Origin of the sequence: Vibrio sp. TRT 1302, from assembly GCF_050113875.1 — a bacterium.
Taxonomy (GTDB): domain Bacteria; phylum Pseudomonadota; class Gammaproteobacteria; order Enterobacterales; family Vibrionaceae; genus Vibrio.
The window spans coordinates 1-21,588 of the sequence record NZ_JBNJOF010000034.1 but is presented as its reverse complement, the minus strand read 5'-3'; the positions used below and the strand labels follow the sequence as shown (position 1 = coordinate 21,588).

General features: G+C 45.1%; 23 protein-coding genes, 6 tRNA genes and 1 pseudogene. 5 read left to right on the top strand and 25 right to left on the bottom strand.

Going from position 1 to position 21,588, the window contains the following annotated elements:
- From ACQEXP_RS20730 to mutY, 10 genes are all read right to left on the bottom strand, one after another.
- Positions 1–76: transfer RNA gene (locus tag ACQEXP_RS20730), tRNA-Thr, on the bottom strand.
- 65 nt (positions 77–141) lie between these two features.
- A tRNA-Phe gene (locus ACQEXP_RS20725) sits at positions 142–217 on the bottom strand.
- Positions 218–439: 222 nt separating this feature from the next.
- Positions 440–2,065, bottom strand: a complete 1,626-nt coding sequence (locus ACQEXP_RS20720; protein ID WP_426971413.1) for a methyl-accepting chemotaxis protein — start codon at positions 2,063–2,065, stop codon at positions 440–442.
- 300 nt (positions 2,066–2,365) lie between these two features.
- Positions 2,366–2,441: transfer RNA gene (locus ACQEXP_RS20715), tRNA-Asn, on the bottom strand.
- A 41-nt stretch (positions 2,442–2,482) separates the two neighbouring features.
- Positions 2,483–2,558 (bottom strand) — tRNA-Phe (locus ACQEXP_RS20710).
- 7 nt (positions 2,559–2,565) lie between these two features.
- Positions 2,566–2,641: transfer RNA gene (locus tag ACQEXP_RS20705), tRNA-Thr, on the bottom strand.
- A gap of 65 nt (positions 2,642–2,706) precedes the next feature.
- A tRNA-Phe gene (locus ACQEXP_RS20700) sits at positions 2,707–2,782 on the bottom strand.
- A gap of 103 nt (positions 2,783–2,885) precedes the next feature.
- On the bottom strand, positions 2,886–4,022 hold the full coding sequence (mltC, locus tag ACQEXP_RS20695) for a membrane-bound lytic murein transglycosylase MltC (protein ID WP_269378544.1): 1,137 nt from the start codon (positions 4,020–4,022) through the stop codon (positions 2,886–2,888).
- Positions 4,023–4,092: 70 nt separating this feature from the next.
- Positions 4,093–4,365, bottom strand: coding sequence for an oxidative damage protection protein (locus ACQEXP_RS20690; protein WP_138971437.1), 273 nt, complete (start codon positions 4,363–4,365; stop codon positions 4,093–4,095).
- A gap of 20 nt (positions 4,366–4,385) precedes the next feature.
- The gene (gene mutY, locus ACQEXP_RS20685; RefSeq protein WP_426971412.1) at positions 4,386–5,441 is read right to left on the bottom strand and encodes an A/G-specific adenine glycosylase; all 1,056 of its coding nucleotides are present in this window, start codon (positions 5,439–5,441) and stop codon (positions 4,386–4,388) included.
- 170 nt (positions 5,442–5,611) lie between these two features.
- On the opposite strand from mutY, the gene trmB reads away from it, so the two are divergent.
- On the top strand, positions 5,612–6,331 hold the full coding sequence (gene trmB / locus ACQEXP_RS20680) for a tRNA (guanosine(46)-N7)-methyltransferase TrmB (protein WP_426971411.1): 720 nt from the start codon (positions 5,612–5,614) through the stop codon (positions 6,329–6,331).
- Positions 6,332–6,465: 134 nt separating this feature from the next.
- Positions 6,466–7,386, top strand: a complete 921-nt coding sequence (gene glsB / locus ACQEXP_RS20675) for a glutaminase B (protein WP_269378547.1) — start codon at positions 6,466–6,468, stop codon at positions 7,384–7,386.
- Positions 7,387–7,493: 107 nt separating this feature from the next.
- Here the strand turns inward: glsB and hemW are convergent, their stop codons facing one another.
- The 7 genes from hemW to ACQEXP_RS20640 are packed head-to-tail and all read right to left on the bottom strand — an operon-like array spanning position 7,494 to position 12,266.
- Complete coding sequence (gene hemW / locus ACQEXP_RS20670) at positions 7,494–8,669, bottom strand: radical SAM family heme chaperone HemW (protein WP_426971410.1); 1,176 nt, start codon at positions 8,667–8,669, stop codon at positions 7,494–7,496.
- A 24-nt stretch (positions 8,670–8,693) separates the two neighbouring features.
- Positions 8,694–9,293 (bottom strand): XTP/dITP diphosphatase, encoded by a 600-nt coding sequence (locus ACQEXP_RS20665; protein ID WP_426971409.1) that lies wholly within the window; start codon positions 9,291–9,293, stop codon positions 8,694–8,696.
- Between the two features lie 44 nt (positions 9,294–9,337).
- Complete coding sequence (locus ACQEXP_RS20660; protein WP_426971408.1) at positions 9,338–9,769, bottom strand: DUF4426 domain-containing protein; 432 nt, start codon at positions 9,767–9,769, stop codon at positions 9,338–9,340.
- A gap of 51 nt (positions 9,770–9,820) precedes the next feature.
- Complete coding sequence (gene yggU, locus ACQEXP_RS20655) at positions 9,821–10,111, bottom strand: DUF167 family protein YggU (protein ID WP_269378551.1); 291 nt, start codon at positions 10,109–10,111, stop codon at positions 9,821–9,823.
- Positions 10,111–10,668 (bottom strand): YggT family protein, encoded by a 558-nt coding sequence (locus tag ACQEXP_RS20650; protein WP_426971407.1) that lies wholly within the window; start codon positions 10,666–10,668, stop codon positions 10,111–10,113. The genes yggU and ACQEXP_RS20650 overlap by 1 nt, the downstream gene beginning before the upstream one ends.
- A 38-nt stretch (positions 10,669–10,706) precedes the next feature.
- The gene (gene proC / locus ACQEXP_RS20645) at positions 10,707–11,525 is read right to left on the bottom strand and encodes a pyrroline-5-carboxylate reductase (protein WP_426971406.1); all 819 of its coding nucleotides are present in this window, start codon (positions 11,523–11,525) and stop codon (positions 10,707–10,709) included.
- 24 nt (positions 11,526–11,549) lie between these two features.
- Positions 11,550–12,266 carry a YggS family pyridoxal phosphate-dependent enzyme gene (locus ACQEXP_RS20640; protein WP_426971405.1) on the bottom strand — a complete coding sequence of 239 codons (717 nt, stop codon included), beginning with the start codon at positions 12,264–12,266 and terminating at the stop codon, positions 11,550–11,552.
- 25 nt (positions 12,267–12,291) lie between these two features.
- Between ACQEXP_RS20640 and ACQEXP_RS20635 the strand changes: the two genes are divergently transcribed.
- Both ACQEXP_RS20635 and ACQEXP_RS20630 read left to right on the top strand, forming a co-directional pair.
- The gene (locus ACQEXP_RS20635) at positions 12,292–13,329 is read left to right on the top strand and encodes a type IV pilus twitching motility protein PilT (RefSeq protein WP_426971404.1); all 1,038 of its coding nucleotides are present in this window, start codon (positions 12,292–12,294) and stop codon (positions 13,327–13,329) included.
- A 15-nt stretch (positions 13,330–13,344) separates the two neighbouring features.
- The gene (locus tag ACQEXP_RS20630; RefSeq protein WP_426971403.1) at positions 13,345–14,451 is read left to right on the top strand and encodes a PilT/PilU family type 4a pilus ATPase; all 1,107 of its coding nucleotides are present in this window, start codon (positions 13,345–13,347) and stop codon (positions 14,449–14,451) included.
- A 148-nt stretch (positions 14,452–14,599) separates the two neighbouring features.
- Here the strand turns inward: ACQEXP_RS20630 and ruvX are convergent, their stop codons facing one another.
- The 8 genes from ruvX to metK form a co-directional block, all read right to left on the bottom strand.
- Positions 14,600–15,022, bottom strand: coding sequence for a Holliday junction resolvase RuvX (gene ruvX, locus ACQEXP_RS20625; protein ID WP_269378557.1), 423 nt, complete (start codon positions 15,020–15,022; stop codon positions 14,600–14,602).
- Positions 15,023–15,042: 20 nt separating this feature from the next.
- Positions 15,043–15,606, bottom strand: coding sequence for a YqgE/AlgH family protein (locus ACQEXP_RS20620; RefSeq protein WP_269378558.1), 564 nt, complete (start codon positions 15,604–15,606; stop codon positions 15,043–15,045).
- Positions 15,607–15,654: 48 nt separating this feature from the next.
- On the bottom strand, positions 15,655–16,602 hold the full coding sequence (gshB, locus tag ACQEXP_RS20615; RefSeq protein ID WP_426971402.1) for a glutathione synthase: 948 nt from the start codon (positions 16,600–16,602) through the stop codon (positions 15,655–15,657).
- Between the two features lie 13 nt (positions 16,603–16,615).
- Complete coding sequence (gene rsmE, locus ACQEXP_RS20610) at positions 16,616–17,347, bottom strand: 16S rRNA (uracil(1498)-N(3))-methyltransferase (protein WP_269378564.1); 732 nt, start codon at positions 17,345–17,347, stop codon at positions 16,616–16,618.
- Positions 17,348–17,462: 115 nt separating this feature from the next.
- A complete protein-coding gene (gene endA / locus ACQEXP_RS20605) occupies positions 17,463–18,164 on the bottom strand; it encodes a deoxyribonuclease I (RefSeq protein ID WP_426971401.1) in 702 nt (233 codons plus the stop codon).
- A 79-nt stretch (positions 18,165–18,243) separates the two neighbouring features.
- The gene (locus tag ACQEXP_RS20600) at positions 18,244–18,741 is read right to left on the bottom strand and encodes a SprT family zinc-dependent metalloprotease (RefSeq protein WP_426971400.1); all 498 of its coding nucleotides are present in this window, start codon (positions 18,739–18,741) and stop codon (positions 18,244–18,246) included.
- 68 nt (positions 18,742–18,809) lie between these two features.
- Positions 18,810–19,607 (bottom strand): DUF2189 domain-containing protein, encoded by a 798-nt coding sequence (locus ACQEXP_RS20595; protein ID WP_269378562.1) that lies wholly within the window; start codon positions 19,605–19,607, stop codon positions 18,810–18,812.
- Positions 19,608–19,881: 274 nt separating this feature from the next.
- Positions 19,882–21,036, bottom strand: coding sequence for a methionine adenosyltransferase (gene metK, locus ACQEXP_RS20590; protein WP_269378563.1), 1,155 nt, complete (start codon positions 21,034–21,036; stop codon positions 19,882–19,884).
- 331 nt (positions 21,037–21,367) lie between these two features.
- On the opposite strand from metK, the pseudogene ACQEXP_RS20585 reads away from it, so the two are divergent.
- A pseudogene (locus ACQEXP_RS20585) lies at positions 21,368–21,588 on the top strand (transketolase); the annotation flags it as partial.

Sequence of the window (21,588 nt, the reverse complement as noted above, 5' to 3'; positions counted from 1 at the left end):
TGGTGCCGACTACCGGAATCGAACTGGTGACCTACTGATTACAAGTCAGTTGCTCTACCTACTGAGCTAAGTCGGCACACTATATTCTTTATGCTTTTGTTCGTGTTGTCACTTTCGTTAAGACACCAACAAATCAAATTGTGGTGCCCGGAGGCGGAATCGAACCACCGACACGAGGATTTTCAATCCTCTGCTCTACCGACTGAGCTATCCGGGCGACGAGGTGTATTAAAATGCTTTTCGTGCTTTAGGTCAACATGAAAATGCAAAAAAAATATCGTTTGTTGTTTTTCTATACTTAATGGGCTGTTTTTATCCATTTTGGATAAGAAATGTATAGGGAGCAAAAGGCGTTATCGTAAAAATCGACCGGAATAGTTAGGGGTAAAGAACAAAAAAAGCACGCGAAGAGGCGTGCTTTTTGTTACTCCAACGGCTTTTAGTGCTTAACAGTAAACTTACTTACCCAATTTTCTAGTTCATTGGCTAATTGAGTTAGGCTTTGTGTGCTGTTGTGACTCTCTGTCACTACGCTACTTAACTGATTGCCACTGTCTTCAATCATATTGATACGTTGAGAAATATCGTCACTCACTTGGGTCTGTTCTGCCGCGGCAGTCGCAATTTGATGACTCATTTCAGTAATAGACTCAAGAGCAACAACGATCTGTTGCAAAGCCGCAGAGGCATTTTGAGATTCTTCAACAGTGCTTTCACTGGTTTCCGCACAGACTTCCATCGTGCTAATAGCATTGCGCGAGCCTTGTTGAAGGTTATTAATCATCAGTTGGATCTCTTTGGTACTGTCTTGAGTTCGTCCTGCTAAGTTACGTACTTCATCGGCAACGACTGCAAAGCCTCGACCTTGTTCACCCGCTCGTGCCGCTTCTATGGCTGCGTTCAGTGCCAGTAAGTTTGTTTGTTCTGCAATATCACCGATTACATCTAAGACTTTAACAATATTATTAACGTCGCTGTCTAAATCAGCAACGGCTTTGCTCGCGGTACCCAATTGGCTAGCTAAGCCTTGGATGTTATCTACGGTGTTGTGAATCAACTGCTGAGTATGCTGGCTTTGTTTATCAGCTTCTTCAGTATTACGCGCGGTATCACTTGCAGAGTCAGCAACATTGTTTGCCGAAGAGGCCATTTCAGTCATTGCGGTTGCGATCATTGCGGTCGATTGTTGCTGAGAATCGGTTAACTGAGCGATGGTCGCAGAACGGCTTTCTACGCTCGCTAGCTCATTGCGAAGCGCATGCATAGATCCGTCTAGGTTGCTGACCAATTGCGCTAGTGATTGACTCATTTGCTGAACCGCTTCGTAGATACTTCCTGGAGCGGCCTTAGAAGCGAACGAAGTTTGAATGGTACCATTGGCTACTTCTTGCACGGCTTTACGTACATCTTGAGGTTCACCGCCTAATAGCGTGAGCATACGACGAATTGAGAATACCAATACGGCTAAAATAGCCCCCGCAATGATCAAACAGAGAACTAACTGCCATTGTGCTGTTGCCCAGAATCGAGCGTTGACCTCATTGAAACCTATCCCTGTGCCAACAACCCATCCCCATTTAGGGGTCTTTTGTGCAATAGACAGTTTACTTTCAATGCTGCCATCGGCCTGCTTTTGCGTCCAAGTGTATTCAACGATCTGGCCTGTTTTACGACCTAAAACGTCTTGAATAAGTTGTCCGACACTATTGCCGTTACCATCTTTGAAATCATGGAAGCTGGTACCATGTAGCTGAGGGTCTAATGGTGTTGCTACAAACGTCATATTTTCATCGGCGACATAAACGTATTCATTATCTTTGTAGATATTGTTTCTCAATAGGCGAGTCGCAATGGCTTTGGCTTGCTGCTCTTCTAATGTGCCGTCGACGACCATTTTCTCCACTTCGCTTAATATGCTGTAGGCACTTTTAAATAGTTCAGTAACTCGTTGCTTGTTATCAAAGTTGCTGGCAACACGCAGAGTCCATAATCCAGTAGCCGTTAAAGCGAGTAGAGCAATCAGGATAATTCCTGACAATAAATAAGCTTGTGTCTTTAGTTTCATATAATTGCTCGCAAATTGATCATTCTGAAATTAAAAAGGGGTAATCAGGTGTACTTTATTTGTCTTGTCATCTTATTGTAGAACAGATTAAATATTTATCTGCTTGGGGTTTGAATATATTTCGCACCTAAAAAAAAGTCACTAAAATTGATAGCTCTGGTGTATTGAAATGTGACAAACGAGTACAAGTTAAAGATTTGGTTGCAGTAACCGGATAGCGTGGGTGAGGTATAGCGTTGAAATAAAAGTGGGCACGGTAGAAATGAAAAAAGCCAAGTCTTTCGACTTGGCTTCTTAAAGTGGCTCCTCCTGCTGGGCTCGAACCAGCGACCTGCGGATTAACAGTCCGTCGCTCTACCAACTGAGCTAAGGAGGAACTATTCTGTTTGTGTCTTACTTCGTAAGTACACCAAATAATGGTGCCTCGAGGCGGAATCGAACCACCGACACGAGGATTTTCAATCCTCTGCTCTACCGACTGAGCTATCGAGGCAAAAGAATGGTGCCGACTACCGGAATCGAACTGGTGACCTACTGATTACAAGTCAGTTGCTCTACCTACTGAGCTAAGTCGGCACACTATATTCTTTATGCTTTTGTTCGTGTTGTCACTTTCGTTAAGACACCAACAAATCAAATTGTGGTGCCCGGAGGCGGAATCGAACCACCGACACGAGGATTTTCAATCCTCTGCTCTACCGACTGAGCTATCCGGGCGACGGAGCGCTATTAAACGGATTTTCGCTCTTGCCGTCAACTTGTTTTTAGAAAAAAAGTCAAAAAAGTGGTTAAGTGCCGATTATTTAGCCGTTTTTAATGATTATGTTTTACCTGAGTTAAAATCCTTTTTGAATTTGGTAACTTTTTCTAAGTAACGACGTGCTTCGGCGTTAGGGTGCTTTTTCGTCAGCGCCCAATAAACCTGATTGGGTTGCAATGAGTTGAGGTCGTTCATTGCACGTTTGCGGTCATTGCGGTTGAAAGTGTTCAATACGCCGCCAGTACCACCGTTGTATGCTGAGATCATGCTGTACTCCAACGAAGTTGGATGGTTCACGTCTTTCAAGTAACGATTTTTCAGAATGTAGAAGTAGGCAGTCCCAGTATCAATATTGTTTTCTGGGTTAAACAAGTACTCAGGTGTCGGCTCTCCAGAGCGTTTTTTGACTAACTTAAATACGTCTCGCCCTGCCGTTTTTGGTACGACTTGCATTAGACCATAAGCGTTTGCCCAGCTTACGGCATAGGGGTTGAAGCTACTTTCTGTTTTGATGATGGCGTAAATTAGGTCTTCAGGTATGTCGTACTTGCGTGATGCTCGTTGAACGATGTCTGCATATTTGTAGCTACGAATTTCAAATTGTTCCGCTACCATCGGAATTTCGACGTAATAGGCTTTCTTAAAATCTACGTCTTTGACTTTTAGCTTGTTGGCGATCAGATAATCTGCGAATCGATTCGCACGCCATGACCACTGAATAGGCTTGTTATCTTGGTCAACAACTTGTTGATAAAGAAATGGTTGGCCTTCCAAAGTGATTTCTTTAGAGGAAAAAAGGTCGACGTTTGCGGGATCATCTGGTGTCAGCAAGGTCGTGATGATGGCATTTTTTAGATGTGCCTTAGGATCCGTAGGAGAGACGGTTTCGATAGTAATCAAGCCTTTATCGAAGTTGACTTCTGAACGACTAAGATAGTTATCTATGTATTTTACGTAGTTACTTTTGCCCGCAAATTTAATTTCGTTGCGTCCCCAACGCTTTTCGATGTTGCCCGAAAAACTGTTGATCAGCGCATCAAGTGCCGCTGTGTCTTTTTCAAACTGACCGGGTAACTGAGCGAGATTTTTGGCAAAACGGTTCGTCGGTTCATAGTTCACATCATACAGGCTTTCAACAAACTCTCGGCTGCAACCTGTCAATGACATCGCGAGAAAAAAATACGCTAACTTCTTCATATATCTCCTAAAAAAATGACATCACTGCTGGCAATGATGTCATTTTTCCGTATCTCAACTCAGGCTAGGGTTACTCGCTAGGCGGAGTGTAGCCTTCAATATGGACTTCTTTACCTTCAAACAGGAAGTTAACCATTTCTGTTTCGATTAACTTACGGTGTTCAGGATCCATCATATTGAGTTTTTTTTCATTGATCAGCATGGTCTGTTTGTGTTGCCACTGTGCCCAAGCTTCTTTAGAAATATTATCAAAAATACGCTTTCCTAGTTCACCCGGATAAAGCTGAAAATCAAGACCATCAGCTTCTTTTTGTAGTCGAGCACAAAATACAGTGCGGCTCATAACGACTCCTTAAAATATGATTAACTTTGAAGTTCAAAAGGCAAGCTTTCCAGTAATTGCTTAACTGGCGCGGCTAAACCGATCTCTTCAGGTTGCGATAAGTTATACCAAAGACCTTTGCTTCCTTCCATTACCACATTGGGTTGCTTTGATAGGTCTACCAAAATTGGTGTGATATCGAGATGATAATGGCTAAAGGTATGGCGGAATGCGATCAACTGAGTCTGGTCTTTGATTGTATCCTCAGTGACATTACGTATATCAAGCTGATGGACGATATTGGCATCTTCAGCTTCAGGAAAACAGAACAACCCACCCCAAATTCCAGATTGAGGGCGTTGTTCCAGCCACACATGATTGTTGTGGTGTAGCATGACAAACCACGTTTCCTTAAACGGTTTCTCTTTTTTAGGCTTCTTACCTGGATAGTCGAGTGGATTACCCTGTTTGTTGGCAAGACAGAAAGACTCGATAGGGCAGAGGGAACATTTAGGTTTACTGCGTGTACAGACCATCGCACCCATATCCATCATCGCCTGGTTGTATTTGTCGACATCAACTGAGGGGGTGTGTTGTTCCGCATAATGCCACAATTGATTCTCAACGCTTTTCTGTCCCGGCCATCCTTCTACCGCAAAGCTACGAGCTAAGGTTCGTTTAACATTGCCATCCAAGATAGCGTGTGGTTGCTTGTAAACGGATGAGAGTATGGCGGCAGCGGTGGAGCGTCCAATTCCAGGTAATGCGTTCATCTCTTCAATGTTTAGTGGGAAGTCTCCACCATATTGCTCGGTAACGACCTTTGCTGCTTTATGGAGGTTTCGCGCTCTGGCGTAGTAACCAAGCCCTGTCCACAGGTGTAAGACTTCATCTTGTTCCGCATTCGCGAGATCTACTACGGTTGGAAAGCGTTGCAAAAAACGTTGGTAATAGGGGATCACAGTGGCAACTTGGGTCTGTTGCAACATGATTTCAGACAGCCAAACGCTATAGGCGCTTTTGTTTTGCTGCCAAGGTAGGCTCTTACGTCCATAGTTTTCATACCATTCGAGGATGGCGCTGGCGAAAGGGGTCACGACTTGCTCTGTTTATTTTGTTATCTAATCTTGCAAAATTGCACCATAGTTTATGGGTAAAGTACAACCGATAAACTGTGTGGAATTAGCTAAAAAACTTGCACCAGTGGCAATTCTTTGGATAATCACAATCCCTTTGAGTCGAGACCAATTTTTAGACAGGCAAAATCATGAGTGAAGTGACCACTAACGAGTACAACGAAGACGGTAAATTGATACGCAAAATTCGCAGCTTTGTTCGACGCGAAGGTCGTCTGACCAAGGGTCAAGAAAACGCGATGAATGAGTGTTGGCCAGCAATGGGTATTGATTACCAAAATGAACTTCTTGATTGGAAAGAGGTATTTGGTAACGACAACCCTGTTGTTCTTGAAATTGGTTTTGGTATGGGTGCATCGCTGGTTGAAATGGCGAAAAATGCACCTGAGAAAAACTTTATCGGTATCGAAGTACATAGCCCAGGTGTTGGTGCTTGTTTGTCAGATGCACGTGAAGCGGGTATCACTAACCTACGTGTTATGTGTCATGACGCGGTAGAAGTGTTTGCTAACATGATTCCAAATAGCAGCCTCGCTACTCTTCAACTGTTCTTCCCAGATCCGTGGCACAAAAAGCGTCACCACAAGCGCCGTATCGTTCAGCTAGATTTCGCTGAAATGGTTCGTCAAAAGCTGATTGAAGGTGAAGGTATTTTCCATATGGCAACTGACTGGGAAAACTACGCAGAGCATATGATTGAAGTGATGAACCAAGCGCCTGGTTTTGAAAACATTGCTCAAGATGGTGACTATATTCCACGTCCGGATGAGCGCCCGCTAACAAAATTTGAAGCACGTGGTCATCGCTTAGGTCATGGCGTTTGGGATATTAAATACAAACGCGTAAAATAATTGTCCAACGTTATTGGCTGGTTAAGACGGTCAATCGCGCTGACGTGAAGAGATTTAAAAAGCCAACATTGATGTGTTGGCTTTTTTGACCCTATAAGAAAATAATAATAACTAATTGATTTTAAAGGTTGCTGATGAAACCGACACAAGAAATCTTAACAGAAATCCTCGCTGAGGTTCGCCCTCTTATTGGACAAGGTAAAGTCGCTGATTATATTCCCGCCTTGGCGAAAGTGCCTGCGTCTAAGCTAGGTATTGCTGTATTTACCAATCAAGGTGAAGTGATTAAAGCAGGGGATGCCGATGAGGCGTTTTCTATTCAATCCATCTCTAAAGCGCTGAGTTTAACCTTGGCAATGTGCCTATATAAACCAGAGGAAATTTGGGCAAGAGTTGGTAAAGAGCCTTCAGGTCAGGCATTTAACTCGCTGATTCAGTTGGAAATGGAACAGGGTATTCCACGTAACCCCTTCATCAATGCGGGCGCGATTGTTGTCGCGGATTTGCTTAATAGCCGTCTCTCTGCGCCTCGCCAGCGTTTGCTTGAGTTTGTTCGTCAGTTATCAGGCGATACACTTATCTGTTATGACAAGGTGGTAGCCGCCTCTGAGATGATGCACAGTGACCGTAATGCGGCTATCGCTTACCTCATGCGTTCCTTTGGCAATTTTGAGAACGATGTAATTCCGGTGCTCAATAACTACTTCCACGCGTGTGCACTCAAGATGAGTTGCGTCGATCTGGCCAAAACCTTCAGCTACCTAGCGAATAAGGGATCGTCAGTTCAAACTGGCAAACCAGTGATTACGCCAACTCAAACTAAGCAGTTGAATGCCTTGTTGGCTACCTGTGGTTTGTATGATGGTGCGGGTGAGTTTGCCTACCGAGTCGGTATGCCGGGTAAATCTGGTGTAGGTGGCGGTATTATGGCCGTCGTCCCAGGAGAAATGACCATTGCGGTTTGGTCGCCTGAGCTAGATCCATCTGGTAACTCCCTAGCTGGTACAAAAGCATTAGAGTTGTTAGCAGAGAGAATTGGTCGCTCGATTTTTTAGCGGCAGATAGTGCCCTTTGAGCGTTTTTTGTTGAAGCTCTTAGGCCGCTAGCTAATTAAAATAAAAAAGGGTTGGCGCTGTGTGCCAACCCTTGAAACTAATCTTGTTTACTCTTCTGCCATAAACGCTTCAAGTAAGTCATTCAAAAATAACTTTCCTTTCTCCGTTATCTGCCAGTGAGTGCTTGTCTCTGTGAGATAGCCTAATCCAATCGCCCAGCTAATTGTCTCTTCAATCGCCTCGAAACCAAGCCCTGTGGTGTCGAGAAAATCCTGTTTCGGACATGCTTCGATCAGGCGGAATCGATTCATAAAGAATTCGAAGGGGCGATCTTGTTCACTGACTGCCGTTTCGTCACTCAAGTAAGGTTTGACCATATTGTCATACGCCGTTAGATAGCCTCGAGGGTGTTTGACTTTTGTGGTTCTAATAATGCGACCATCGCTAAAGCTTATTTTTCCGTGAGAGCCACAGCCAATACCAAGATAATCACCAAAACGCCAATAGTTGAGATTATGCTGGCATTGATAACCGGGTTTACTGTAGCCGGAAATCTCGTACTGAACGTAGCCTGCTTCGGCTAACTTTTGATGTCCCAACTCAAAAATATCCCACAAGTCATCATCATCCGGCAAGGTAGGCTGCTTGTAATAGAACATGGTATTAGGTTCGATGGTTAGCTGGTACCAAGATAGATGAGGAGGATCGAGTTCGATCGCTTTATCGAGATCGGCCAGAGCTTGATCGACAGACTGATCCGGTAATCCGTGCATGAGATCGAGGTTAAAGCTATTAAGACCGATTTGATGAGCCAGCTTAGCCGCATTGACCGCTTCATCTTTCCCATGAATTCGACCTAGCTTCTCAAGTTTTTGCTGCTCGAAGCTTTGCACACCGATGGAAATACGTGTCACTCCCGCTTTTCTATAGCCAGCGAAACGCTCCGCCTCAATCGTGCCAGGGTTGGCTTCCATAGTGATTTCTATGTCGGGTTTGAAAGGGATGCGAGCTTCAATTCCTGATAGAAGCGCAGCAATACCTTGTGCCGAAATCAGACTAGGAGTACCGCCACCGATAAAAATCGAGTGCAATGGGCGCGGATTATCATTGATCTGGTAACGCTCAATATCTGTGTCTAAATCTTGTAGCAGTGCAGCAATGTATTCATTTTCTGGGATCTCTGCCTTTAGAGCGTGAGAGTTAAAATCACAGTACGGGCACTTTTGTACACACCATGGGATGTGTACATAAAGACTTAGTGCTGGTGGGATAAGTTTGCTCATTGTCTATCGTTGACTGAGTAGTGATTAAAGCGGTTGTTCAGATAGAGTCGCGAACAGCTGTTTGAGCGCTTTTCCGCGATGTGAAAGCTGTTTTTTACGTGCTGGTTCTAACTCAGCAGAAGCGCAGTTGTCTTCTGGTACGAAAAAGATTGGGTCATAACCAAAGCCATTTTCGCCGTGAGCTTCAGTGAGAATTCGTCCCTCCCACTTGCCGTGACAAACGATAGGAGTTGGATCGTTTTCATGGCGCATTAACACGAGCACACAATGGAAACGAGCACTGCGCTGTTCTTCTGGCACCTCTTTCATTGCATCGAGCAGCTTCTCAAGGTTTTGTTGGTCACTTGCACCTTCGCCAGCGTAGCGAGCGGAGTAGATACCAGGGGCACCTTTGAGGGCGTCTACTTCTAAACCTGAATCATCAGCTATGGCTGCAAGACCGGTTTCTTTTGCCGCGTGGCGCGCTTTGATGATCGCATTCTCGATAAATGTGGTGCCAGTTTCAGCAACTTCAGAAACGTTGAATTCGCTTTGGGCTAACACTTCAAAACCAAAATCAGCCAGTAGGTCTGCCATTTCGCGAACCTTACCTTGATTACTTGTCGCTAATACAATCTTGCTCATTGGATTCTGTCTCTTTGATGAACTAGAGTCATGCCGTTTGGTCATTACTCTTCTACGTAAAATTTCTGGGTGAACTTTAATCTTCCTGTGCCCTTAATGCCAGCATTAACATCCAAATCGAATGTCAGTTGTTCCTCTTGTGAAATAGGAAACTCCGCTAAGTAGTAAATAGCGTTGCCTTCCTGCACTTCGCGAAAGTTGAGCTGGCGAGTCTGGCCTAACAGGTTTTTACTGGTACCGGTGATTTCAGCGGTAATGGCGGGTTTTCCTGCTTGCGAATTGTCTAAGACGCTGATGTTAAGGATCGCCGAATAGGCGTTACGTTTGAGCTTGTAATTCTTGGCAACCTGCGCCGTTAAAAAAGTAGAGTTGAAGGCAGAGTAGTGTACCTCAACATCTTTGATGGTTTTGAACTGACCAGCCCAGCTTGGTACAGCAAACAAGCTGATGAGTGCGAGTGTGATCCATTTCTTCATAGGGCTTCCTTCTTAAATTCGTTTCATTGACGAGCGATAAATAAAAAGCCATCAGATGATGGCTTGTACCTCATTGGGTATTTGTGTTGGAGAACTGACCCTGACTTGTTTATGTCGGCCAAGTTCCCCTTTTTCTATGGTGATGAGTCCTTTGGCTACCTTGAACTGCTTTGCAAGGTACTTGCTCAGATGAGCATTGGCTTTCCCATCCACCGGAGGTGCGGTTATTGCTACCTTGATCTCTTCACCATGTTGGCCAACGATCTTGTCTCTGCTTGCCTTGGGTTGGATGTAAAGGCGAAGAATCAGATCCTCGCCGTCAAACCAAGCTGCTTGTGACATTATAGCTGATACCAGATAGGGCCAATGAGGTCACCCATCAGAAAGTTAGCGAATTGTAGAGCAATAAAAAGTACTAATACACTCAAGTCAAAACCACCCATCGCTGGGATAACGCGACGGATAGGTGCGAGCATAGGTTCAGTAAGCTGATGGAAAACATATTCGATAGGGCTGCGACCTTGACTTACCCAACTTAGGATAGCGCGGATTAATAGCACCCAGAAAAGTAGGCCACCCGCTGCTTTAATCAGTGACAATAGGCCTAGGAACAGGAAGTCTGCACTGAAGGATACTGAGCCATTTGAAGCGATCAGAACCAGTGCGACGAATTTCAATACGCACAGTACGTAGGCGAACAGAATAGTTGCTAAGTCTAGGCTGCCCACAGATGGGATCATTCGACGTAGTGGAGCAATAACAGGCTGAGTTGCTTTTACAATGAATTGTGAAAACGGGTTGTAGAAGTCTGCGCGGGAAGCTTGCAACCAGATACGTAAGATCACCACCATGATGTAGAGATCAAACAGGGTGGAAATCAGAAAACTCATTGAATTCATAGGTGACCCTTATTTTCTAGAGCGTTGTGCTCTGGTAATTAAAACAGTTTTTCCATCTCTTCAGCGCGAGCAACGGCCGCCTGCATAGCTTTCGCTACTATATCTGAAAGTTGATGTTGATTGAATGTTCTCAGGGCTTCAGCCGTTGTGCCCCCTTTGGATGTCACGTTTTCGCGTAGAATGGACAGCTCTGTGTCTGGGTTTTTAACGACCATGCTTGCCGCACCGAGCGCTGATTGCTGCACGAGTAGACGAGCTGTCTCTTTATCAAAACCTTGAGCGATGGCTTCTGCCTGCATGGCTTCCATAAACAAGAAAAAGTATGCAGGCGCACTTCCAGCTGCAGCAATGACGTTATTGATGCCAGACTCTTGATCAACCCAACACACTTTACCTACCGCTTGCATTAACTCAGCAGCAAAAGCTTTGTCTAGCGCTGTTACGTGTTCAGGAGCAAACAGGCCACTCATTCCTAGCCCCAACTGTGATGGTGTATTAGGCATGACACGAACGATATTCAATGAACAACCGAGCATTTCGTTTAGACGTGAACACTGGATACCTGCCGCAATTGAAATCACCAATTTTCCTGAGAAGTCGATGCTTTGCAGTGGGCGGCAGACCTCTTCCATCATCTGAGGTTTAACCGACAGTACAATGACCTCTGCTTGTTGCGCAGCTGAGAAATTGTCGCTGGTGGTCTGGATACCATAGCTTTGCTCTAATGGTAAGCGACGTGTCTCAGATGGGGCTGTAGCAGTGATAAGTTCTGCTGGGTAACCATCTGCGATTAAGCCAGAGACAATGGCCTTAACCATATTGCCTGCGCCGATAAAGGCGATCTTCTTGTGTTCCATTAGTCTTTGTATCCTTTCAACAATTTATGCTTTGTTACTGTAATCGCGAGCACCAAAGATAGCGGTACCGATACGAACCATGGTGCTACCGGCTTCGATAGCGGCTTCCATATCACCACTCATTCCCATCGACAAGGTATCGATGTTTTGATCAGGAAAATGATGCGCGAGTTTCTCTTTGAGCTTCGCTAATTGAGTAAATGCCGCCAGTTGTGACTCATAGTCTGAAACATTAGCAGGGATTGACATCAATCCTCTTAAAGTGAGGTTCGGAAGCTGAGAAATCAACTCTGCAAGCGCAAAGATTTCATCGTCGTCAATGCCGGACTTTGATGCTTCTCCACTGGTATTTACTTGAATCAGAACCTGAATCGGCTCGAGTCCTTCTGGACGCTGATCGTTGAGACGTTGAGCAATCTTAGTTCTATCGACGGTATGTACCCAGTCAAAGCTTTCCGCAACATGGCGTGACTTATTGGACTGTATTGGGCCAATAAAGTGCCATTCTAAGTTCAGCTCAGGGTGATGCTGAGTGAAGTGGGCGACTTTATTCGCCCCCTCTTGGACGTAGTTCTCTCCAAATGCGACTTGCCCAGCTTGAGCGGCTTCAAGGATAGCTTCGACAGGCTTAGTCTTGCTGACGGCGAGAAGTTGCACTGAGTCCCGACCGCGTCCACACTTTTGTTGTGCGACCTCAATCTGTGAGGTGATCTGTTCAATATTTTGTTGAATACTAGTCATAGCAGATTTTACTTAAGGATTTTAAATGGATATCGCTGAATTACTGGATTTTAGTGTAAAGCATAATGCTTCAGATCTACATCTTTCTGCTGGAGTATCTCCAATGGTAAGGATAGATGGTGAAGTAAGAAAGCTTGGCGTACCAGCTTTTAATCATGCGGATGTGCATCGGTTGATATTTGATGTGATGAACGACGCTCAAAGAAGCGAGTTTGAAGAGCGGCTTGAAGTCGACTTTTCGTTCGAGTTACCTGACGTTGGACGATTTCGTGTCAATGCGTTCAATCAGGCTCGAGGCTGTGCAGCGGTGTTCCGTACCATCCCTATGACAATTCCTACCTTAGAACAGTTAGAAACTCCGCCAATCTTCGAAAAAATTGCCAATATGGAAAAAGGGTTGGTATTGGTTACTGGGCCAACGGGCTCTGGAAAATCGACGACGCTCGCAGCGATGGTGGACTACATTAACCGTCACCACAACAAGCATATCCTCACGATTGAAGACCCGATTGAATTTGTTCACAGTAACAACAAATGCTTAGTCAATCAGCGTGAAGTTCACCGTGACACACACAATTTTAGCAACGCTTTACGCAGTGCTTTACGCGAAGACCCAGATGTTATTCTGGTCGGGGAATTACGTGATAAAGAGACGATCAGTTTAGCGCTGACTGCGGCCGAAACTGGTCATTTGGTGTTTGGGACTCTGCACACTAGCTCAGCGGCAAAAACCATTGACCGCATTATTGATGTATTCCCAGGTAGCGATAAAGAAATGGTGCGCTCAATGCTCTCTGAATCATTGCGAGCGGTTATTGCACAAAAACTGCTGAAACGTATCGGTGGCGGGCGTACAGCTTGTCATGAAATCATGATGGCGACACCTGCCATTCGCAATCTTATTCGTGAGGATAAAGTCGCACAGATGTTGTCTGTGATTCAAACTGGAGCTGCTCATGGGATGCAGACTATGGAGCAAAATGCCAAACAGTTGATAGCACAAGGCTTGGTTGATCCAGATGAAGTTGCTAAGAAAATAGAACTTGAAACGTCTATGTTCTGATTGAGTGGAAACGGTATGGATATTGATGTTTTTTTAGAGCAGATGATCGATCAAAAGTCGTCAGATCTCTATATCACGGTTGGGGCTCCGGTTCTGTATCGTGTGGATGGTGAGCTGCGTCCCCAAGGCGATAAACTTTCACATGCGGTGGTGAATTCCTTGCTTGAAAGCATGATGGATAGAGAGCGCCAGCACGAGTTTCATTCTAGTAAAGAGGCTAACTTTGCTATCGTCCGTCACTTTGGACGATTCCGTGTCTCGGCTTTCTATCAGCGAGAGCTGCCTGGCGCCGTTATTCGCCGAATTGAGACAAGGATTCCCACCTTTGAAGAGCTCAAGCTTCCTGAAGTATTGAGAGAACTGGCTACCGCTAAGAGGGGGCTAGTTCTTGTCGTTGGGGCGACTGGTTCGGGTAAATCGACCACCATGGCGGCAATGACTGGCTATCGCAATACTCATCAGTCAGGGCATATTTTAACGGTTGAAGACCCGATTGAGTTTGTTCACGAGCATCAGCGCTGCATTGTGACTCAACGTGAGGTCGGTTTAGATACAGAAAGCTATGAAGTTGCATTGAAGAATTCGTTGCGTCAGGCTCCTGATATGATTCTGATTGGAGAAATACGCTCTCGTGAAACAATGGAATACGCAATGACATTTGCTGAGACAGGTCATCTCTGTATGGCGACTCTGCATGCCAATAACGCAAATCAGGCTCTTGAACGCATTTTACATTTGGTACCCAAAGAGCAAAAGGAACAGTTCCTGTTCGATCTGTCGATGAATCTTCGTGGTGTGATTGGTCAGCAACTGATTCGAGATAAAAACGGTCAGGGTCGTCATGGTGTCTTTGAAGTGTTGCTCAATAGCCCAAGAGTGTCTGATCTTATTCGACGTGGCGACTTGCATGAGTTAAAAACAACAATGGCTAAGTCGAATGAGGTAGGGATGCAAACCTTTGATCAGGCACTGTATAAGTTAGTAACCGAGAATCAAATTAGCGAGGAAGATGCACTTCATAGTGCAGATTCGGCCAATGACCTCAGAATTATGCTTAAAACACAGCGTGGCAATGGCTCAAGTGGCAGTGCGTTGAGTAATGTTAAGATTGATATGGATTAGGGCACTTAGATTCGAGAGCTAAGCCCTTGTAGGGGTAAAAAAGGGTATAGCGGTTAATTGAGCATTTGATACAGATTTTTTAAGGGGGCTACCTTTCAAATGCAGAACAAAGGTTGACGCTTTAACGTCAACCTTCCAGTTTTTTTCGCTACTGGTATTGCGCCTCAAACCAGCTTTCAAGAATGACGACCGCTGACTGGCAGTCGACATTCCCTTTGCTTAGCGCTTTGTAGCCACCCATTTCGAACAAGTCTGCGCGTGCTTCCATGGTTGATAGGCGTTCGTCATGCAGTTCGACGGCTAAGCCAAAACGGCCATGTAGGCGGTTAGCAAACTTCTTCGCTCTTGGTGTAATGGTTTCAAGATCTTTGCCATGCAAGTCGGTAGGCAAACCCACCACAAGGAGATCCGGTTGCCACTCTTTGATTTGCTTTTCGATGTCATCCCAATTTGGGATTCCATCGTTAGCTTTAAAAGCTTTCAACGGAGAAGCGGTACCAGTAATTTCCTGTCCTATGGCACTACCAATACTTTTAGTGCCAAAGTCAAATGCCATAATTGTTCTAGACATGTTTCTCTTCGTTATTGTTGTTACGCGTGGCCAATATCACTAGAAAGTTGGGCGACATCAATACCAAGCATCTGTACAGCCTTTTGCCAGCGTTCATTGATTGGAGTATCGAACATCACATTGGGATCCGCCTCAACCGTTAACCATGAGTTCTCTGACAGCTCTATCTCTAGTTGACCGGCTTCCCAGCCAGAATAGCCCAATGCGACGAGATAATGGTGAGGTTCTGCTTCTGTCCCGAGTACACCAAGAATATCACGAGATGTAGTGACGGAGATTTTATCCGTCATCTTGATGCTGGATTCATATTCGTCTTTAGGCTGGTGGAGTATAAAACCACGATCTTCCGAGACTGGGCCACCGTTGAGCACAGGCTTGTCTAAGCTGTCGGTTAAAAGTTTCGGATGAATCGACTCGACATCGACTTTCTCTAACATTTTGCCGATGGTGATGTCGATAGGAGCATTAATCATTAAACCCATCGCCCCATCTTCGTTGTGTTCGCAAACGTAAATCACGCTGCGCTGGAAGTAGGGATCTTTCATGCCCGGCATTGCCACTAAAAAATGGTTGGTTAAATTCATAAACACTCCCACTTAAATATGGGCAACCCTATAGGCTGCCCTAAGAGTTTAGGCGTTTAGTCGACGTTCAATGGCGTCCATGAGTTTGCCAGTAATCGACACATCAAATGCCGCTTCGATTTCACGAATACAAGTTGGGCTAGTTACGTTTATCTCTGTTAGCTTGTCACCGATGACGTCTAAGCCAACAAATATCAGCCCTTTTTCTTTAAGTGTAGGCGCTACAGCTTCAGCTATCTTTTTATCTGTCTCACTAAGTGGTCTCGCTTCACCTGTTCCGCCCGCTGCCAAGTTGCCACGGGTTTCACCTTTCGCAGGAATTCGCGCCAAACAATACGGCATTGGCTCCCCATCTACGACTAGGATGCGCTTGTCACCGTTACTGATATCAGGAACGAATGTTTGTGCCATTGCGTAGTTTTGACCGTGGTTGGTCAAGGTTTCAATGATGACGGATACGTTTGGATCATTCTCTTTGACGCGGAAGATAGAGGCGCCACCCATGCCGTCTAGAGGTTTTAAGATCACGTCACCATGCTGTTCGCGGAACGCTTTAATTCTTTCTGCTTTTCGAGTCACTATTGTGGTTGGGGTAAGTTCTGGGAACCATGCCGTGAACAGTTTTTCGTTACAATCACGAAGGCTTTGTGGCTTGTTTACGATCAGCGTACCTTGTTCTTCTGCACGTTCTAGAATGTAGGTTGCGTAGATGTACTCAGTGTCAAATGGAGGATCTTTACGCATTAGAACGGCATCGAGGTCGGATAACTCGATGGTTTGCTCGGATTTAAATTCGTACCAGCCGGTTGGATCTTCTTTAAGCTCTACGATCTTGGTATCTGCGATCGCAACACCTTGCTCAAGGTGGAGATCGTTCATTTCCATGTAATGGATCTGATAGCCGCGGCGCTGCGCTTCAAGCATCATGGCAAAGCTAGAGTCTTTTTTGATGTTAATGGACGAAATAGGGTCCATCACAATACCTAATTTGATCATTGTCTTTCTCCGTTTAACCAAGATCGCCGAAACGAACTTGCAAGGCTGTAATTGCCGTAAGGGCTGCTGTCTCAGTACGTAAAACACGTGGACCGAGCAGCGTCTCTTCGAAATTGTACTTTTCAGTCATGCCGATTTCTTCAGCGGATAAACCACCTTCAGGACCAATCAGTAGACGCACTTTTTCTACAGGTGTAGGTAAAGTATTAATCGAGTACTTGGCGCGTGGATGTAGGTTGAGTTTTAAGCCGTCGTACTCTTCACCACACCATTCCTCAAGCTGCATGACAGGGCGAATCTCTGGCACTGTATTTCGACCGCATTGTTCACACGCACTGATTGCTATTTTTTGCCATTGAGCGAGTTTCTTCTCAAAGCGTTTTTGATCGAGTTTCACGCCACAGCGCTCAGAGATTAGGGGAGTAATGGTATTCACACCTAGCTCAACAGACTTTTGAATCGTGAACTCCATCTTATCGCCACGCGAGATTACTTGACCTAAGTGGAGATCTAACGGTGATTCACTGCTGCGCTCAATACGTTCAGTAACGTCTACTTCCACGGATTTTTTGGTTACATCACTGATGAGTGCCGGAAACTCTGCACCACTCCCGTCAAACAGCAATACTTGCTGACCTTCCTTCATTCTCAGCACTCGACCGATATGGCCAGCTGCTTCTTCACTCAGTAACAAACGTCCAAGCTGAGTTATGGTTTCTGGGTGATAAATTCGTGGGATTCGCATCGTATTTCGACTTCCGGCAACAGATTTTGAGTTAACTTCTAACATGGATGCTTTGCATTGAAAAAACAAGGGGCAAGCAGAGTTTCCAGTGCTTAACTGAAAACTCTAAAGGTATTTAACGCGCTTGGCAGGCTTCATAAACAAACGGATTGTGATTGCCTTGAATTTTGTGGATGCGGGTTTCTCGTTCACACTCCCACTTGTCTACTGGAAACTGCTTATTCCAAGCATTCATAAGATTACGTTGCTGCTTGGACAAATTGAACCCATATTCTTGGCTCATGTAGAGATAGGTTCTTGCGATGGCGCCTTTGGCACGATCTGGTGGCATCGCTTTACGTTCCTTGAAATTGACCTGCATTTCACATTGGCCATAGGTGACCCCATCGATACCATTCCACTGGCTGAAGTTGAAATTGGAACGGTCACCGTTTACCTCTCCAATGGCTGGAGTAAGGTTGTGGAGATCGGCTTCCATCTGACGAAACTGTTTGTCATTCTTGGAACAATTTTTCCTTCCGCCGTTTTGCCAACATTGGAGTTGGTGACCAAATTGCCAGGCAGGTACAACATGTTCCCATTCGATACGTGAGGCGCGTTGTTGCTGTTTGCGAACTTTGTAGCCACACGACTCTAAGTCGGGGATGCCTTTCTTTCCTTTCCAATCAATGTCACACCCGCAGTAGAAACTCGTTGGGTGATCGGAGTAAATTTTAACGGCTTCTTTCTTGGCTTGGCTGAACGAAGCGGGCGGAGCAGCTTGAGATAGGGGGCTTAAAATCATTGCCGCAAGAGCGATGAGCAGATGTTTTTGCATGATAGTTAAGTGTTAGAAAAGTATTAGAAACTGGAGTCTAACACGCAACTATGCATCAAATAATTGAGAAATTTCGAATTTAGGAAAGTTGTTTGCCCGTATAGGCAAGGGTTTGATGGCACTGCTGACAGCGATAACTTGCTTGTTGTCTCAAAACCTTATTGTGGCGACGAATCGTTAACGGGTACAAGGAGCACTGACAGCGATATTCGAACGTTTTTCCTTGAACCGAGATAGTTTCGAAACGGTGTGTTGTCCGAGCGGGTATTTTAAACACAGATTCCATGACCGCTTGCCACTCTTTTCCATGAGGACGGACTCGCCCATACACTTGATAGGTGACTAAGTGGGCAACTTCATGGGGAATGACTTCTGCAAAGAAGTCGTGTTTGTTTTCTCTAAAAAGGACTGGATTGAGGCGAATTTCATTGAGCTGTAGAAATGCTTTACCGGCAGCTTTTCCTCTGAGTTTAAAGTTAAGGCTGGGAATGGAGAAACGGCGCTTAAAGGCTTGTTGTGCTGTATCTATGCATTCGGCAATCACCTTGTTTGCTCGATATTCTAATTCTATGTCCAAGCCACACTCCAAAAAAATCGCCCCATAAGCAGGGGCGAATAATATACCGGAAGAGCATGAAGTGCGACCTAAGGGTGATGTTTCTTTTTGATTGTTTCATGGTAGGCATGCCAAGTACCATAACCAAGAATTGGCATGGTAAAGAGCATCCCAATACCGTAAGTGGCAAAACCAACCAAAATACCACCACAGATAAGTGCGGCCCAGACGATCATCGCAGGAATGTTCGATTTGACGGCATTAAAGCTAGTGAATACAGCGGTCATCATATCGACTCGGCGTTCCATCATTAGTGGAATGGAAAACGCTGAAATACTAAAGACGATACTCGCCAGAACAAAACCGACCAAAGAGCCTATAACGAGAAATGGCATAAACTCACTTAAAGGCGCTCCCTGAACCGACGGGTAAAGAGCATGAAGCAGCGCTGCGATACGCATCCAGAAAATCATACAAACCGCGAGTAACACCGCAAAGGCCCATTGTGAACTTGAGTTACGTCCGATGGCTTTCATTGAGTGCATCAAACTGGCGCTATGGCCTCTCTCTCTTTCCCAGCTAGCGTCATACAATCCAAGCGCAAGGAATGGACCAATTAACATATAGACGACTAAGCTCGGCATGACGACAAGGTGGGTTCCTTGCCATTGCACAAGTAATACAATACCGATTGCGGCAGCCATAAAGCATAAGCCATAAAAGGCACTAATAAGCGGCATTCGGACGAAGTCATGTAGTCCGAGCGCGAGCCAGTGGAATGGGGCAGATATACTCACTTGATTGCAAGGAATTGTGCGAGCATATTCCGCATCTGAGACTTCCTTTCGTTTATCGTTGAAGTCATGTGGATTCACCGTACGAGGCATACATCCTCCTTGATCGATTCTCTACGTTGACTAAATTCGTTGGCAAATTTAGCGTTTGATACTCGATGCCCGGCTTGGCGACGTCTGTGATGTAAGCGGTGCATCAGTCTATGTTAACCATCAGTACAATACTGAATTTGAGGTGTTAACATATTTTTAACTATTGACCCCATGACAAAAAAATACAACGTTGAGATGCGATTTTTATTAGCAATAAAAAAGGCCTCTGGTTGTCCAGAGGCCTCGATATATCAGCTAAGTGATTGTCACTAAATTACTTTAATCCAGCGAACTCACGTAGAATTGCTGCTTTGTCAGTCGCTTCCCAAGGGAACTCTTCACGACCGAAGTGACCGTATGCAGCTGTCTTCTTATAGATTGGTTGAAGTAGGTTAAGCATTTCTTGTAGACCGTATGGACGTAGGTCGAAGTGCTGGCGAACTGCTTCAATGATGATTTCTTGAGAAACTTTTTCAGTACCAAAAGTTTCAACCATGATAGACGTTGGATCTGCAACACCAATCGCGTAAGACAATTGGATTTCACAACGATCAGCAAGACCTGCCGCTACGATGTTTTTCGCAACATAACGAGCTGCGTAAGCCGCAGAACGGTCTACTTTTGATGGATCTTTACCAGAGAATGCACCACCACCGTGACGCGCTGCGCCGCCGTATGTATCAACGATGATCTTACGACCAGTCAGACCACAGTCACCCATAGGACCACCGATAACAAAACGACCTGTTGGGTTGATGAAGAACTTGGTCTCTTTGTTGATCCACTCTGTAGGTAGTACTGGCTTGATGATCTCTTCCATTACTGCTTCGCGTAGGTCTGGAGTTGAGATTGTGTCACAGTGTTGAGTAGAAAGAACGACTGCATCGATACCAACGATTTTGCCTTCATCGTACTGGAAAGTAACCTGAGATTTCGCATCTGGGCGCAACCAAGGTAGAGTGCCATTCTTACGTACTTCAGCTTGTTTTTGCACAAGACGGTGAGAGTAAGTAATTGGTGCCGGCATTAGGATTTCAGTTTCGTTAGTTGCGTAACCGAACATAATACCTTGGTCACCTGCACCTTGCTCTTTAGGATCTGCTTTATCAACACCTTGGTTGATATCTGGTGACTGTTTACCGATCGTATTTAGAACTGCACAAGAGTTAGCATCAAAGCCCATGTCAGAGTGAACGTAGCCGATTTCACGAACAGTTTGGCGAGTGAGTTCTTCGATATCTACCCATGCAGATGTCGTGATTTCACCACCAACCATTACCATGCCGGTTTTTACATAAGTTTCACACGCAACACGTGCTTTTGGATCTTGTTCTAGAATCGCATCAAGGACTGCATCAGAAATCTGGTCTGCAATTTTATCTGGATGGCCTTCTGATACTGACTCAGAAGTGAACAGGTGCTTAGCCATGTGAGCTCCACTATAAATTTTTGGATTGTGTCCCAGTGCTAAAAGCGATAGTGGGACACAAATAAATAATACGGTTAATTGTAGGTGTATCTACATCTAGACGTCTATTTTAGTTTTGACCGTTCGAATTACAAGCTCTTTTTTTCTTAGAAGCAAAACTAAACGTTTGCGTCACTAATATGAAGATTGCGTGCTTCCTCTATGAAGTTAGACCAAAAGATAGGATATTTGTGAATAAACAGGCTGGAAAACGTTTGCAGAGCTAACAGTGCTTTGAGAGAATTGTCGCCCACTTACATTTATGATTCGCTTAATGCACTCAGGAGCTGACATGTCTTCTCGTCAACATCTCGCTAACGCAATCCGCGCTCTAAGCATGGATGGTGTACAACAAGCTAACTCTGGCCACCCAGGCGCACCTATGGGTATGGCTGATATCGCTGAAGTTCTTTGGCGTTCACACCTAAATCACAATCCAGCTAACCCAGAGTGGGCTGACCGCGACCGTTTCGTACTTTCTAACGGCCACGGCTCTATGCTGATTTACTCTCT

Coding starts and splice junctions, on each gene's coding strand:
- ACQEXP_RS20720 (WP_426971413.1), bottom strand. CDS start 2,065: ATGAAACTAAAGACACAAGCTTATTTATTGTCAGGAATTATCCTGATT.
- mltC (WP_269378544.1), bottom strand. CDS start 4,022: ATGAAGAAGTTAGCGTATTTTTTTCTCGCGATGTCATTGACAGGTTGC.
- ACQEXP_RS20690 (WP_138971437.1), bottom strand. CDS start 4,365: ATGAGCCGCACTGTATTTTGTGCTCGACTACAAAAAGAAGCTGATGGT.
- trmB (WP_426971411.1), top strand. CDS start 5,612: ATGAGTGAAGTGACCACTAACGAGTACAACGAAGACGGTAAATTGATA.
- glsB (WP_269378547.1), top strand. CDS start 6,466: ATGAAACCGACACAAGAAATCTTAACAGAAATCCTCGCTGAGGTTCGC.
- hemW (WP_426971410.1), bottom strand. CDS start 8,669: ATGAGCAAACTTATCCCACCAGCACTAAGTCTTTATGTACACATCCCA.
- ACQEXP_RS20665 (WP_426971409.1), bottom strand. CDS start 9,293: ATGAGCAAGATTGTATTAGCGACAAGTAATCAAGGTAAGGTTCGCGAA.
- ACQEXP_RS20660 (WP_426971408.1), bottom strand. CDS start 9,769: ATGAAGAAATGGATCACACTCGCACTCATCAGCTTGTTTGCTGTACCA.
- yggU (WP_269378551.1), bottom strand. CDS start 10,111: ATGTCACAAGCAGCTTGGTTTGACGGCGAGGATCTGATTCTTCGCCTT.
- ACQEXP_RS20650 (WP_426971407.1), bottom strand. CDS start 10,668: ATGAATTCAATGAGTTTTCTGATTTCCACCCTGTTTGATCTCTACATC.
- proC (WP_426971406.1), bottom strand. CDS start 11,525: ATGGAACACAAGAAGATCGCCTTTATCGGCGCAGGCAATATGGTTAAG.
- ACQEXP_RS20640 (WP_426971405.1), bottom strand. CDS start 12,266: ATGACTAGTATTCAACAAAATATTGAACAGATCACCTCACAGATTGAG.
- ACQEXP_RS20635 (WP_426971404.1), top strand. CDS start 12,292: ATGGATATCGCTGAATTACTGGATTTTAGTGTAAAGCATAATGCTTCA.
- ACQEXP_RS20630 (WP_426971403.1), top strand. CDS start 13,345: ATGGATATTGATGTTTTTTTAGAGCAGATGATCGATCAAAAGTCGTCA.
- ruvX (WP_269378557.1), bottom strand. CDS start 15,022: ATGTCTAGAACAATTATGGCATTTGACTTTGGCACTAAAAGTATTGGT.
- ACQEXP_RS20620 (WP_269378558.1), bottom strand. CDS start 15,606: ATGAATTTAACCAACCATTTTTTAGTGGCAATGCCGGGCATGAAAGAT.
- gshB (WP_426971402.1), bottom strand. CDS start 16,602: ATGATCAAATTAGGTATTGTGATGGACCCTATTTCGTCCATTAACATC.
- rsmE (WP_269378564.1), bottom strand. CDS start 17,347: ATGCGAATCCCACGAATTTATCACCCAGAAACCATAACTCAGCTTGGA.
- endA (WP_426971401.1), bottom strand. CDS start 18,164: ATGCAAAAACATCTGCTCATCGCTCTTGCGGCAATGATTTTAAGCCCC.
- ACQEXP_RS20595 (WP_269378562.1), bottom strand. CDS start 19,607: ATGCCTCGTACGGTGAATCCACATGACTTCAACGATAAACGAAAGGAA.
- metK (WP_269378563.1), bottom strand. CDS start 21,036: ATGGCTAAGCACCTGTTCACTTCTGAGTCAGTATCAGAAGGCCATCCA.